Annotated in this window: 12 protein-coding genes; 9 read left to right on the top strand and 3 right to left on the bottom strand. The window is 41.7% G+C overall.

Going from position 1 to position 13,527, the window contains the following annotated elements; translation table 11 throughout:
- The first annotated feature begins 74 nt into the window (after positions 1 to 74).
- The 8 genes from GXK58_RS00555 (at position 75) to GXK58_RS00520 (ending at position 9,469) form a co-directional block, all read left to right on the top strand.
- Complete coding sequence (locus GXK58_RS00555; protein WP_160718841.1) at positions 75 to 1,142, top strand: inorganic phosphate transporter; 1,068 nt, start codon at positions 75 to 77, stop codon at positions 1,140 to 1,142.
- 63 nt (positions 1,143 to 1,205) lie between these two features.
- Positions 1,206 to 2,357 carry a sulfate adenylyltransferase gene (gene sat, locus GXK58_RS00550; protein ID WP_160718839.1) on the top strand — a complete coding sequence of 384 codons (1,152 nt, stop codon included), beginning with the start codon at positions 1,206 to 1,208 and terminating at the stop codon, positions 2,355 to 2,357.
- Positions 2,358 to 2,372: 15 nt separating this feature from the next.
- Positions 2,373 to 2,972 carry an adenylyl-sulfate kinase gene (cysC, locus tag GXK58_RS00545; RefSeq protein ID WP_160718837.1) on the top strand — a complete coding sequence of 200 codons (600 nt, stop codon included), beginning with the start codon at positions 2,373 to 2,375 and terminating at the stop codon, positions 2,970 to 2,972.
- 24 nt (positions 2,973 to 2,996) lie between these two features.
- Positions 2,997 to 3,773 (top strand): uroporphyrinogen-III C-methyltransferase, encoded by a 777-nt coding sequence (gene cobA, locus GXK58_RS00540; RefSeq protein WP_160718835.1) that lies wholly within the window; start codon positions 2,997 to 2,999, stop codon positions 3,771 to 3,773.
- 18 nt (positions 3,774 to 3,791) lie between these two features.
- Positions 3,792 to 4,511, top strand: coding sequence for a sirohydrochlorin chelatase (locus GXK58_RS00535; protein ID WP_160718833.1), 720 nt, complete (start codon positions 3,792 to 3,794; stop codon positions 4,509 to 4,511).
- 235 nt (positions 4,512 to 4,746) lie between these two features.
- Complete coding sequence (locus tag GXK58_RS00530; protein ID WP_160718831.1) at positions 4,747 to 6,546, top strand: assimilatory sulfite reductase (NADPH) flavoprotein subunit; 1,800 nt, start codon at positions 4,747 to 4,749, stop codon at positions 6,544 to 6,546.
- Between the two features lie 28 nt (positions 6,547 to 6,574).
- The gene (gene cysI / locus GXK58_RS00525; RefSeq protein WP_160718829.1) at positions 6,575 to 8,293 is read left to right on the top strand and encodes an assimilatory sulfite reductase (NADPH) hemoprotein subunit; all 1,719 of its coding nucleotides are present in this window, start codon (positions 6,575 to 6,577) and stop codon (positions 8,291 to 8,293) included.
- A 357-nt stretch (positions 8,294 to 8,650) separates the two neighbouring features.
- Entirely contained in the window at positions 8,651 to 9,469 is an 819-nt protein-coding gene (locus GXK58_RS00520; RefSeq protein WP_272928105.1) for a rhamnogalacturonan acetylesterase, read from the top strand.
- A gap of 88 nt (positions 9,470 to 9,557) precedes the next feature.
- On the opposite strand, the gene GXK58_RS00515 is transcribed toward GXK58_RS00520, so the two are convergent.
- Positions 9,558 to 10,553, bottom strand: coding sequence for an NADPH:quinone oxidoreductase family protein (locus GXK58_RS00515; RefSeq protein ID WP_160718827.1), 996 nt, complete (start codon positions 10,551 to 10,553; stop codon positions 9,558 to 9,560).
- Between the two features lie 264 nt (positions 10,554 to 10,817).
- Between GXK58_RS00515 and GXK58_RS00510 the strand changes: the two genes are divergently transcribed.
- Complete coding sequence (locus tag GXK58_RS00510; RefSeq protein WP_160718825.1) at positions 10,818 to 11,381, top strand: DUF2062 domain-containing protein; 564 nt, start codon at positions 10,818 to 10,820, stop codon at positions 11,379 to 11,381.
- A gap of 56 nt (positions 11,382 to 11,437) precedes the next feature.
- On the opposite strand, the gene GXK58_RS00505 is transcribed toward GXK58_RS00510, so the two are convergent.
- Together GXK58_RS00505 and GXK58_RS00500 are read right to left on the bottom strand one after the other, a co-directional pair.
- Positions 11,438 to 12,256, bottom strand: coding sequence for a GDSL-type esterase/lipase family protein (locus GXK58_RS00505; protein WP_160718823.1), 819 nt, complete (start codon positions 12,254 to 12,256; stop codon positions 11,438 to 11,440).
- Between the two features lie 85 nt (positions 12,257 to 12,341).
- A complete protein-coding gene (locus tag GXK58_RS00500) occupies positions 12,342 to 13,397 on the bottom strand; it encodes a C40 family peptidase (RefSeq protein WP_237389519.1) in 1,056 nt (351 codons plus the stop codon).
- Between the last annotated feature and the right edge of the window lie 130 nt (positions 13,398 to 13,527).

The following is a 13,527-nucleotide window of genomic DNA, read 5'->3' as shown; positions in this document are numbered from 1 at the left end:
AACAGGCTATAAATCTATCAATAAACTTTTTGGATGTTAGGCTGTTAAAGCGGGTGTAAAGGAGGGTATTCCAAATGCTCACAGTCATTGCAATTACGGTTGGTTTATTTTTTGCCATCAATATAGGTGCAAGCGGGGCAGCAGCATCCATGGGTATTGCCTACGGGGCGGGCGTTGTAAAAAAACGTCTTGCTTTGCTGCTGTGCAGTATCACGGTCTTTCTTGGTGCCTGGCTTGGCGGCGGGGAAGTCGTTAAAACATTGGGAAGTGGGATCGTGCCTAGCAGCACGTTTACAATCCCGGTGGCATTAATTGTTTTAACATCCGCAGCATTGGCGTTGTTTCTTGCTAACATATTCGGAATTCCGCTTTCTACAAGTGAAGTGGCGGTCGGTTCTGTTATTGGGGCAGGGATTGTCTATCAATCTGTGTTTGTCAGTAAACTAGTTTGGATCCTGCTATTCTGGCTGCTGACGCCATTTGTTGCCTTTGTCATTGCGATTTCCGTAACGTACCTATTAAAAAATAGATATTTAAAGAAATGGATGGAAGCTCCAAAGGCCGTACCATATCTCTCGATTCTAGTCGTTTTTATGGGATTGTTTGAAGCTTTCTCGGCTGGTATGAACAATGTGGCAAATGCCGTTGGCCCACTTGTTGGAGCCAATATTCTATCCACTGGAAATGGGATCTTCTGGGGCGGTTTATTTGTAGCCGGCGGAGCACTTTTTCTCGGCCATCGTGTCTTAGAGACGAATGGGAAGAAAATTACCACCCTTCGGCTTGAAGAGGGCTGTGTGATCTCAGGAACAGGGGCAACGATTGTCACCATTGCATCCGTTTTCGGTATCCCAGTACCATTAACACAAATTACCACCTCTTCGATTATAGGGATTGGCTTCGCTAAAAGCGGTAAATCGGTTTTGAAAAAAGGCATTGTTGTTCAACTTCTCACAGTTTGGATTGTCTCGCCGGTTTTATCCATGGTATTATCATATACAATGATTCAAATGATTATTGAACATAACTTTTACCCAGTTATCGCAATGGCGGGTGTCCTTATTTCCGTCCTGGGTGTCTCGTCATTAATGAAAAGACAAAAACCAAGTATGGCGGTACAACAGGAAATTGCGAAAGATTAAACTTGCTAGTTTCATAATTTATTCATATATAATTTTTTCAAAAAAGAAAGGACTTGATTAAAAGTGTCATTTTTACCAGCACCTCACGGAGGAAAACTAATCCAAGCATTCGACCCAGCTTATGATTTTAATAACATCGAGAAAGAAATCGAAATCGATGCAATCGCTTTGAGTGATCTAGAGTTGATTGGTGTTGGACTATTCAGCCCACTTACAGGGTTCCTTGGAAAAGCAGACTATGAAAATGTGGTTTCTAACATGCGTTTAGCGGACAATACAATCTGGTCGATTCCAGTTACATTGCCTGTTTCCAATGAGACTGCTGCAACACTTACAGTAGGTGAAGAAATCAAGTTAGTTCACCAAGGCGAGGTTTATGGTGTTATCACAGTATCTGAATGGTATGAGCCAGATTTAGATAAAGAAGCGATCGAAGTTTATAAAACTGACGAAGTCGCGCACCCAGGAGTGAAACGTCTTTATGAACGAGGACCTGTATATGTAGCAGGTGATATTGTTCTAGTGAAAAAATCAGATAAAGGCGTATTCGCTGATGTGTGGTATGAGCCAAAAGAAACACGTGCGATGTTTGAAGAGAAAGGCTGGAAAACAATTGTTGGTTTCCAAACTAGAAACCCAATCCACCGTGCACATGAATACATCCAAAAAGCAGCATTAGAAACCGTTGATGGATTATTCGTTAGTCCACTTGTAGGTCAAACAAAATCAGACGATATTTCCGCTGAAGTACGTCTAAAAAGCTACCGTGTATTGCTAGATAATTACTATCCGGCTGAACGCGTTCAACTTGGTGTATACCCTGCAGCAATGCGTTATGCAGGACCAAGAGAAGCGATTTTCCATGCGATTGCACGTAAAAACTTTGGCTGCACACACTTCATCGTTGGCCGTGACCATGCTGGTGTAGGTAATTACTACGGAACTTACGATGCGCAGCACATTTTCAGTAATTTCGCTGAAGGTGAGCTTGGTATCAAACCAATGTTCTTTGAACACAGCTTCTATTGCACAAAGTGTGAAGGCATGGCTTCTGATAAAACTTGCCCGCACAGCAAAGAAGACCGCGTCATCCTTTCTGGTACAAAGGTAAGAGAAATGCTTCGTGCTGGTGTTCTTCCTCCTGCTACTTTCAGCCGTAAAGAAGTTGTGGAAGTACTAATCGAAGGCATGAAAGAAGAAACTGCAACGGTCTAAGGAGGAAATACAACAATGACAAAAGCAACAAATATCACATGGCATAATGCAACCGTAACAAAAGCAGACCGTCATACACAAAATGGCCACGCGAGCTGTGTACTTTGGTTTACAGGTCTTTCCGGTTCAGGTAAATCAACGATTGCAAATGCTGTTTCTGGTGAATTATACCGCCAGGGGATTAGTGAATATGTCCTAGACGGCGATAATATCCGTCATGGTTTGAACAAAGACTTAGGATTTTCTGAACACGATCGTACAGAAAATATCCGCCGTATTGGAGAAGTAGCGAAGCTATTTGTCGATAGCGGTGCGATTGTAACAACAGCGTTTATTTCTCCATTCCGTTCCGACCGCGACCAGGTTCGTGCTTTGTTTGAAGAAGGCGAGTTTATTGAAGTATTCATTGACTGCCCAATCGAACAGTGTGAAGCGCGTGATCCAAAGAAGCTTTACGAAAAAGCACGCCGCGGCGAAATTAAAGATTTTACAGGAATTGATTCACCATATGAAGCACCAGAGCGTCCAGAAATTACGATTCGCTCAGACAAATTATCAGTGGAAGAATCTGTACAGCAAATTTTCAAGTACTTGCAAGAAAAGAATATTATCTAAAGTTTTAGGAAAGGATGAACAGCCATGGCTGGCAAGGTTTATTTAGTAGGTGCGGGTCCTGGGGATCCGGAATTAATTACGGTCAAGGGATTGCGCTGCCTGCAGGAAGCCGATGTCATCCTTTATGATCGGCTTGTTAATCCTGAACTATTAAAATATGCAAAAGAAGGGGCGCAGCTGGTATACTGCGGCAAACTTCCAAATTATCATACAATGAAACAGGAAACGATTAACCACTTTTTAGTGAAATATGCTAAAAAAGGCTATCAGGTGGTCCGTTTAAAAGGCGGCGATCCGTTTGTATTTGGACGCGGCGGCGAAGAAGCGGAAGAATGTGTGAAACACGATGTTCCGTTTGAAGTGGTTCCCGGGATTACTTCCGGGATTGCCGCTTCTGCTTATGCTGGGATCCCTGTCACTCATCGTTCGATAAGTAAGAGCTTTGCATTCATTACTGGCCACCAGGCTGGAGATGTGGCGGCCGATCATCAATGGCACCACTTAGCAAATGGCGTGGACACTCTTTGTATTTATATGGGTGTTTCCCATCTGCCCAATATTTGCAGGCAATTAATCGATTCCGGCAAATCACCAACCACTCCAATTGCCCTGGTCCATTGGGGGACATTAACCGATCAGCAAACGGTGACGGGAACGCTTGAAACCATTTGTGACGTTGTGAACGAAGCAGCGATTACCAATCCTAGCATGATTGTCATTGGTGAGGTTGTGAAACTTCATAAAAGGTTAAACTGGTTTCAGGAAGAAATTGTTCCTAAACTCCCGGTGGTTCATGGGTAGTGTTTGGAGGGTGCGAAGATGAAAGCCATTTTATATATCGGTCATGGGACACGCTCAAAAAAGGGGGCAGATGAGGCAAGGTCCTTTATTGCCCGTGTAAGTGAGTGTGTTGATGTCCCGATACAAGAGATTAGTTTTTTAGAGTTAACAGATCCATCGATTGAAGATGGTTTTAGGCAGTGTGTAAAAAGAGGCGCAACAGAAATAACGGTTGTCCCTTTGTTTTTATTAGCTGCCGGGCATATAAAACAAGATATTCCAAATGTCCTTGAGTCTCTTAGTGAGAGGTACCCGGATATTTCTATAGTGGTGAAGGATCCTTTCGGTGTTCAGGGGAAGATTCTGGATGCAGTCGCTGAACTGGTAAGGGAAACCGTTGGAACAATGGCGGAGCAGGATCAGGTTTTGATTGTCGGAAGGGGAAGCAGTGATCCAGATACCCTAGCTGATTTCAGTTTGATTGTCAGTGGCATGAAGAAGCGTCTAGATATTACCGGTGTTTCGGTATGTTTTCTAGCGGCTGCAGAGCCCCGGTTCCAAGCGTCGTTAACTGCGGTTATGGAAAAGGCAGAGGGCAAGGTAATTGTGATTCCTTATTTATTATTCTCAGGACTCTTGACTGCTGAGGTAACGTCTGAGATTCGGAAATGGTCGAAGCTTGGGCGGGAGATCTATCATACGGGTATCTTGAGCAGCCATCGGGTTATTCGGGATGTAGTGGTTGGAAGGGCGACTTGATGTTTGCTGGTTAAGAAAATAATTATTATCCACATAATATGAAAAACCAGTAAAAACATCTTTTAGTCCCGGTCAGATTCTAATTACAAAAATCAGTTAATTATAAAAAATTCTGTGTATTTTTAGAATAATAGTTGTCGGAAAACAAAAAAAGTGGCATGCTAGATTCTTAGAGAGACTTTTCTCATTAATTTTTTCAAAATAATAAATTTTTATTCCATGTGAGGTGGTATTGTTGCAACTTCAGGTATTGAACAGCCCGTTTACACAGGAGCAAGTAGAGCTTCTGAACAGACTCCTGCCAACCTTGTCTGAAACACAAAAAGTTTGGCTTAGCGGCTATCTTGCAGGCTCCCAATTAGGAACCGCAGCAGCCCAATTAACACAGGTTCCTGCTGAAACTCAAAAAATATCAAAAGAGGTAACAATCCTTTACGGTTCCCAAACTGGAAACGCCAAAGGATTAGCGAAAAAATCAGCTCAAACCCTTGAAGCAAACGGATATCAAGTAACCGTTACGGCTATGAGCGATTTCAAACCTAACAATCTTAAGAAGCTTCAAAACCTTCTTATCATCGCAAGTACACATGGAGAAGGGGAGCCGCCTGATAATGCGATCAGCTTCCATGACTTCATAAACAGCAAGAGAGCACCAAAACTAGAAAACTTACATTTCTCCGTTTTAGCTCTTGGAGACAGCTCCTATGAATTTTTCTGTCAGACAGGTAAAGACTTTGATGCCCGTCTTGAAGAACTCGGAGGAACTCGACTTTATCCTCGCTTTGACTGTGATGTAGATTTCGATGAACCAGCTGCAGAATGGCTGGTAGGAGTTCTTGCTAGTTTGGGTGAGGCCGCAGGCACAGCACAGGCTCCAACACAAACGGCATTAAACCAAGCAACCGAATCGGTTTACTCAAGAACGAATCCATTTAAGGCAGAAGTTCTCGAAAATATTAACTTAAACGGCCGTGGCTCAAACAAAGAAACACATCATCTTGAGATTTCACTCGAAGGTTCAGGTCTATCTTTTCAACCGGGTGATGCGCTTGGAATTTATCCAGATAATGACCCAGAGTTAGTGGATCTTTTAATCAAGGAATTAAACTTGAGCCCTGATGAAAAGGTGACAGTGAAGCAGGGAGATGTTCGTACCTTAAGTGATGCACTTCTGTCGTACTATGAAATTAGTGTTCTAACTAAACCACTTCTTCAAAAAGCAGCAGAGCTGACTGGAAACCAAGAGCTGCAAGAACTTCTTGCTCCTGGCAAAGAAGAAGAGGTAAAAGCTTATATAAATGGACGCGATTTAATCGATATAGTTCGTGACTATACACCTTGGAACGTAACAGCACAGGAATTTGTTTCTATTTTAAGAAAAATTCCAGGCCGTTTATATTCGATTGCATCAAGCTTAACAGCAAACCCTGATGAAGTTCATTTAACCATTGGTACTGTCCGCTATGAAGTACATGGGCGTCTCCGAAATGGTGTTTGTTCCACATTAGTAGCCGATCGCATAAACCCTGGGGATATCCTAAATGTATATGTTCAGGAAAACGAAAACTTTAAACTGCCACAAAACCCTGAAACACCAATCATTATGGTTGGACCTGGTACGGGTGTAGCACCATTCCGTTCTTTTATGCAGGAACGTGAAGAAACGGGTGCAGAAGGAAAAGCATGGATGTTCTTCGGTGATCAACATTTCGTGACGGACTTCCTATACCAAGTGGAATGGCAAAAGTGGCTGCAAAACGGTACATTAACAAAAATGGATGTGGCGTTTTCAAGGGACACTGATCAAAAGGTATATGTACAGCACCGTATGCTTGAAAACAGCAAGGAATTATTCCAATGGCTGCAAGAAGGTGCCGCTGTATACATCTGTGGCGATGAGAAACATATGGCACATGATGTTCACAAAACACTCATCGACATCATTGAAAAAGAAGGCAGCATGAGCCGCGAGGAAGCAGAGGCTTATCTTGCTGACATGCAGCAACAAAAACGTTACCAGCGGGATGTATACTGATTTGTGAGGGAAAGGAGTTATTTTTAAAATGGTAAACCAGACTTTCAAAGCACCGGATGGACCTCCCAGCGATGTTGAGCGAATAAAGGTTGAGAGTAAATACTTACGTGGTACTCTTAAAGAAGTGATGCTTGACAGAATGAGTGCAGGAATTCCAGATGATGATAACCGTTTAATGAAGCACCACGGCAGCTACTTACAGGACGACCGTGACCTTCGCAATGAGCGTGCGAAACAAAAATTAGAACCAGCTTATCAATTCATGCTTCGTGTCCGCCTTCCAGGGGGAGTCGCAGCACCGAACCAATGGTTAGTGATGGATGATCTTGCTGACAAATATGGAAATGGTACATTAAAGCTTACAACACGCGAAACATGGCAAATGCATGGCATTCTTAAATGGAATATGAAAAACACCATTCAAGAAATTAATGAGGCAATGATGGATACCATCGCAGCTTGCGGTGACGTGAACCGTAACGTGATGTGTTCTTCTAATCCATATCAGTCTGAACTTCATGCGGAAGTGTATGAATGGTCTAAGAAATTAAGTGAAGACCTGCTTCCTAAAACAAGAGCCTATTATGAAGTATGGCTCGATGAAGAAAAAGTAGCCGGCACTCCTGAATTTGAAGAAGTAGAACCAATGTATGGCCCAACTTACCTGCCTCGTAAGTTCAAAATTGGTATTGCTGTTCCGCCATCCAATGATATTGATGTCTTTTCACAAGACCTTGCATTCATTGCGATTGTCGAAGATGGCAAACTAATCGGCTTTAACGTTGGTATTGGCGGAGGTATGGGTATGTCACACGGTGATACCGCAACCTATCCGCAGCTGGCCAAAGTAATTGGATTTGTTAAACCGCACCAACTTTATGAAGTGGCTGAAAAGACCATTACGATTCAACGCGATTACGGGAACCGTTCCGTTCGTAAAAATGCCCGCTTTAAGTATACAGTTGACAGACTTGGCCTCGAAAACGTCAAGGCTGAACTTGAAAGCCGCCTTGGCTGGAGTCTGGAAGAAGCGAAGCCATTTAAGTTCGACAATAATACCGACCGCTATGGCTGGGTAAAAGGTGTTCAAGGAAAATGGAACTTCACCCTGTTTATTGAGAACGGCCGTGTGGCGGATTATCCTGATTATCAATTGAAGACTGGTTTACGTGAAATTGCTAAGGTACATACAGGCGATTTCCACTTAACTGGTAATCAGAACGTCATTATTGCCAATGTATCAACCCAGAAGAAGAAAAAGATCAATGAATTGATTGAAAAATATGGATTAACAGACGGCTTGCATTACTCTGCCCTTCGCCGCAGCTCCATGGCTTGTGTGGCTCTGCCAACATGTGGATTAGCAATGGCTGAAGCAGAGCGTTACCTTCCATCTCTTATCACCAAAATCGATGAGATTGTGGATGAAGCAGGCTTGCGAGATGAAGAGATCACAATCCGTATGACTGGATGTCCAAATGGTTGTGCAAGACACGCACTTGGTGAAATCGGCTTTATCGGTAAAGCGGTCGGCAAGTACAATATGTATCTTGGCGCAGCCCATGATGGTACCCGACTAAGCAAAATGTACCGCGAAAATATCGGTGAAGAAGAAATTTTAAAAGAGTTACGTGTGATTCTTCCGAGATATGCGAAAGAAAGACAGGAAGGCGAACACTTCGGTGACTTCGTAATCCGTGCTGAAATCGTAAAAGCAACAACTGATGGTACTAATTTCCACGAATAAAACTAAGAGGGGCAGGTATTCTGCCTCTTTTTTTTGTGATTTAGGAAATTATTGAATTTTCGCTTGTAGGTAACTTTTAATCAAAAGACTGTCGACGTCCAGCTCCAGCGCCTAGCCCCTCGATGGTCTACAGCCAATCCGTCCAAAAGGTTAAAATGCAACCTTCCGGCCAGCTTGTCTTATGCTTGTCGGGGCTGTTCAAGGCGCTTGCGCTTTTGTTCTTTTAGAACGATAAAATTTATGAAAAAAGAATTAAATTGCTGTACATTAACCTAAAAAAGGTGTAAAAATGGATTGATTGGTTCACATACAGAAACAATATTACTAATGTTGTTTTTTTATAGGGGGAAAAAAGTATTGAAAATAGGGTTAAAAATGAAATTGGCTTTCCTCTCTCTGCTGGTAGTGATAGCGGGTTTTTCTGCTTACATGATCTTTATTCAATCGGAATCCACACCAATAACTGCTAAGGCAGAAGAAAATTCGAAGACAGTCACTATCTATCTTGCCGGAGATTCAACCGTATCCGACTATCCAACAACCATTTTCCCGCGTACTGGCTGGGGACAGATGCTTCCAGCCATGTTCGATGAGCAAGTAAAGATTCGGAATTATGCCAAACCGGGAAGAAGCTCAAAAAGCTTCATTCGGGAGGGACGATTAAATTGGATCCTCAACAGTATACAAAAGGGAGATTATCTTTTTATTCAGTTTGGCCACAATGATGCTAAATATAGATACCAAAGCCTATATACGAATCCAAATACGACTTACAAAACGAACTTAAAAAAGTATATTGAAGGGGCGCGCGAGAAAGGTGCTTTCCCTGTTCTAATTACACCGGTTCAAAAAATGAGTTTCTCCGACCAGGGAATTGCACTAGAAACTCATGGCCGTTATCCAGACGCGATGAAGGCCTTGGCAAGAGAAGAAAATGTTCCGCTTATTGATTTATCTGAGATGAGTAAAAGCTTATACCAGCAGCTGGGTCCCGTACAAACAAAGAAATTATTTTTATGGCTGAAGCCCGGGGAGTATCCAAATTTTCCGGATGGAGCAAGGGATGCCATTCATTTTCAGAAATATGGGGCTGAGCAAATTGCTCAATTGGTGGTTAAAGGGATTGAGGAACTACATCTGCCTATCGAAGAAAATATCCTTTCTAAAGAACGTTAAAGAAGACTGCCCTAAAATGCAGTCTTCTTTCATTGAAATCAGGGAAATAATCAGTAAGTCATGATTCACTTCTACCCTTTATAAATGTTTAAATCATTTTTACAATGATTCTTCCTCGGGCCTGTCCTTTCAATAAGGTAGGAAGGACGCTTGGCAGCTGTTCTAACGTGACTTCGTCTTGAATAAGTTCATCTAAGTTTGCCGGCTTAAAGTCGCTGGCAAGACGGTCCCAAATCTTTAAGCGAGCCTCCATCGGACAATAAACGGAATCAATCCCAAGCAAATTTATGCCTCTTAGGATGAAAGGAAACACAGTAGACGGTAGCTTTGTCCCTGCAGTTAAGCCGCTTGCAGCAACTGACCCGCCATATTGAATTTGACTTAACAACGATGCAAGCGGCTCACCACCAACCGGATCGACTGCAGCAAACCATTTTTGTTTGCCAAGGGCTCTAATTTTTCCATCAAACACTTCCTCACGCGGCACAACTGTTGCTGCACCAAGCTTTTTCAAGTAATCGTGCTCACATGCTTTACCAGTACTCGCTTCCACCTCATAGCCTAAGTTAGCGAGAATGGAGACGGCAAAACTGCCCACACCGCCAGTGGCACCAGTAACAAGCACTTTCCCTTTATCAGGTGATACTTGATTTTCTTCTAACCGTTGCACGGATAGTGCAGCTGTAAATCCAGCTGTTCCAATGACCATCGCTTGCTTTAATGTTAACCCATTTGGCAATGGAACGACCCATTTAGCAGGGATTCGGGCATACTCACTATATCCGCCAAAATGAGAAACTCCAATTTCATAACTGGTAGCAATTACTTCGTCTCCTTCTTGGAAACGCGTGTCACTAGATGACACGACAACGCCTGCTAAATCAATCCCAGGAACAAACGGATAACGGGTTACGATATTACCGTTTGGGATGCTTGCCAAACTATCTTTATAGTTCACACTCGAATAGTGGACTTGAATGAGGATTTCTCCCTCAGGAAGATCGGATAAAGTAAGTTTTTTTATTTCAACAGAAAAGTTCTCCTCCTGCTTATCTGCAATAAGGGCATTAAATGGCTGTAACATGGTTTAACTCCTCACAAAAAATAGATTTAAATATATCATACAATAAAATAGTATCACTTTCCCTATAAGTAGCATGCGCTAATTGTGAAGATACTAGGAAAAATAAACTCATCATTCAAAATAAGGCGGAATGGATTGGTTAAAGAATTTTTTAAAAATAATAAAAATCAGCCAATTCTTGAGTAGTTCATCTGGTTTATTTGGCTTATTTAGAATATAATTAAGTTATAATCTTATTTTGTAATGGGACGAGGAGGTTAACTTATGAGCATAAAACATAAAAAGTATAATTTCTTACAACGTCTAGGACGTGCTTTTAAGTTAAACTTTTTAAAACTTCTCCGTTCTCCAGAAGGGGCAAGGAAGGTATCATTAGGATTCGCGCTTGGTTTTGGGTTAGAAATGTTAGTCATTTCATCAGCGTCCCTCATATATATATTATTTGTTCCGATTGTCCGATTAGGTAAAGGTTCCATACCGGCTTCCATTATCGGTAACGTAATTGGTAAATTAACCTTGCTGCCAGTTATTTTATTACCTTTTGCCAGAAAATTGGGGAAACTCATTTACCCAATGAAAGTTAATATTGGCCAACATGGTTCCTTTTCATTTGAGCGACTCATGCACGGTGATTTCCATAGTTTAGTTTATCTCATTCATGGAGGATTTCACGCATTGATTGGAATGACGATTTTTGGGATCATTCTCAGTGTAGTATCATACTTCATCGTTCATTATTTCTATGAAAAAGAACGTATAAATCGCCTTAAAAGAAGACGGACCAAGAGTGAAATTCGGATCAAGAGAATGAATAAAAATTTTATTTAACTTGAAAACGTTTGTAGCAATATAAAACGATGGAGACATAAGCTCCATCGTTTTTTTTATGCTGAGGTTTTTCGATACTGATGTTTTAATTGATAGATCATTTGTTCAGAAATGGCGGTGTATCCAGCTTCATTCGGATGAACACCGTCGGCCGATAAATTTTGTAAATGTTCACCATTAATCACTTTTGTCGTTTCAATGACAATGGAAGAGGGAAGCTTGTCTGCGACCTCATAAATATGGACATTCCATTTCGGCAGCAGCTGGTCTGCCAGGGAATACATCTGGTTATCAGGCGATAACGGGTTATATAATTCTAACAAAACAATTGTGGCATTAGGGTTTAACTCGACGACTCTAGATGTAATGCTCGCTAAATTTTTCGTGTAGGTGGATTGCAGTTGATCATAGGTATCAAATACGGATTCAAAATCGAGCCCATCAGCCGCTTTAAGAACATCATTTCCGCCGACGTTAATCGTGATAATATCTGCTTGCTTAATCGATTCATCAAACTGCCCATTTTGAACAAGCCCGTTCAATTCACCGCTTGTAATCCCGCTAATCCCTTGATTGTCGAAATCAATTTTTTTATCAGTCTGTTCGCTTAAAGAAGTAGAAAACTGCGTAACCATATTTTCTGTCTGATCGGCCCCTACACCGCGGATAATTGAATCACCTAAGGCTAAGTGATGCAGGGTGTCAGCTTTTAAGTCTTTTAAATAAGTAAAATAAGACACTTTATTGTCAGGTTGACTCGCTTTAACCGTGTGTTTTTTCATTTGGTAAAGCTGATAATGAGGATAATAAATCCATACGGCAGTGCCAAGTCCAATAACTAATACAAAACTAATCAAGTATTTCAACATTTTCATATCTATCACTCCCTGATATTCCATTATAACAAGGAAAACAACAGAAATATGCAGGAGTTGATTTCCAAAAGACTTATGCGGGGGATTAGATTCTGACCACCCGTCCGTTAAAGGTACTCTTCCAATAGCCGCTTGTCATATCGGCGATCGCCACTCCTGTGGAGGATTGGGAGCCGATGAATTTGCCGCCCCCGATATAAATCCCAACATGGCCGTCTCTTTTATACGTATCAAAGAACACAAGATCACCCGGCTGCATGTTAGCAGGAGAAACCTGTCGTCCGTCCTGTTTGATCGAATCGGTATTCTGTCCGATTTGGATCCCAGCTTCTGCAAACGCCCAATGAACGAAACCAGAGCAGTCAAACCGCCCATGGGCAATATCATCGGCACTTCTTCCCCCGCCAAACACATAGGTTGACCTGCCGATATATTTCTTGCCGGCATTAATGACCGTAAGTATATAGCCGTTTTTCGGCTGCACTTCTCCGATTATGTTTGAGGGTGCAGCTGGAGTGCCACTCTTATCCATGGAAGGGCGTTCAACCTGAATGGCGATTTCTTTAAATTCAGCCTGCTGCTTTTCAAGAGTTGTTTTTCTTTTTTCTAGATTATCTTTTAATTTGTCTAGTGCTGTCAAATTATTATGTAAGTTTTCTTCTTGAAGAACATATTTCTTCTGTTCGTTTTCTTGTTGTTCTATCAGTTCTCGATCGGCTTCAGCAATAGCCGCAAGAGCACCGGTCCGATTGAAAAAGTCACTTAAACTAGTCGAACCCATTAATACTTCTAGATAAGTAATCTGTCTATCACTGTGCTGGTAGGCAATGGCCCGTTCTTTTAAGACCTTTGTTCGTTTGCTTAGTTTCTCATTTAAGAGTTTCTTGTTTATTTCGAGTTTATGTATCTCTAGTTGCAGATCCTCTTGGTTTTGTTCCGCTTTCTGAATGGCTTGCATATTTTCTTGGAGATCCTCTGATACCTGGAGAAGTTTTTTATTTTGATCGGATAAATCGGTACTAGGAGGGACAGGGGAGTTACTTAATATTTCTGCATGAGCCTGATGATTAGTTAAAATCATTTCGCCAGAGGAAAGCAAGATGGACAAGCCAAAGAGTTTGAGAACCTTTTTGATCACCATAACACCACTACTTTCTATAAAATAAGCTGTTTTCGTTCGTAAATTCATGTTGTTGATTTTAACAAATGAGTTTATCAGAGGTGTTATGAGGGTATTACAGTTTAGTGTCAATAGAAGAAGCGGCAAAAAA

Origin of the sequence: Bacillus sp. USDA818B3_A (genome assembly GCF_009928415.1) — a bacterium.
Lineage (GTDB): Bacteria > Bacillota > Bacilli > Bacillales > Cytobacillaceae > Neobacillus.
This window is presented reverse-complemented; position numbering and strand designations above follow the sequence as displayed.

Excerpts from the sequence above, each read along its gene's own strand:
- GXK58_RS00505 (WP_160718823.1), bottom strand. The coding sequence starts at position 12,256 with ATGAAAATGTTGAAATACTTGATTAGTTTTGTATTAGTTATTGGACTT.
- GXK58_RS00510 (WP_160718825.1), top strand. The coding sequence starts at position 10,818 with ATGAGCATAAAACATAAAAAGTATAATTTCTTACAACGTCTAGGACGT.
- cobA (WP_160718835.1), top strand. The coding sequence starts at position 2,997 with ATGGCTGGCAAGGTTTATTTAGTAGGTGCGGGTCCTGGGGATCCGGAA.
- GXK58_RS00500 (WP_237389519.1), bottom strand. The coding sequence starts at position 13,397 with ATGGTGATCAAAAAGGTTCTCAAACTCTTTGGCTTGTCCATCTTGCTT.
- GXK58_RS00555 (WP_160718841.1), top strand. The coding sequence starts at position 75 with ATGCTCACAGTCATTGCAATTACGGTTGGTTTATTTTTTGCCATCAAT.
- cysC (WP_160718837.1), top strand. The coding sequence starts at position 2,373 with ATGACAAAAGCAACAAATATCACATGGCATAATGCAACCGTAACAAAA.
- GXK58_RS00535 (WP_160718833.1), top strand. The coding sequence starts at position 3,792 with ATGAAAGCCATTTTATATATCGGTCATGGGACACGCTCAAAAAAGGGG.
- cysI (WP_160718829.1), top strand. The coding sequence starts at position 6,575 with ATGGTAAACCAGACTTTCAAAGCACCGGATGGACCTCCCAGCGATGTT.
- GXK58_RS00515 (WP_160718827.1), bottom strand. The coding sequence starts at position 10,553 with ATGTTACAGCCATTTAATGCCCTTATTGCAGATAAGCAGGAGGAGAAC.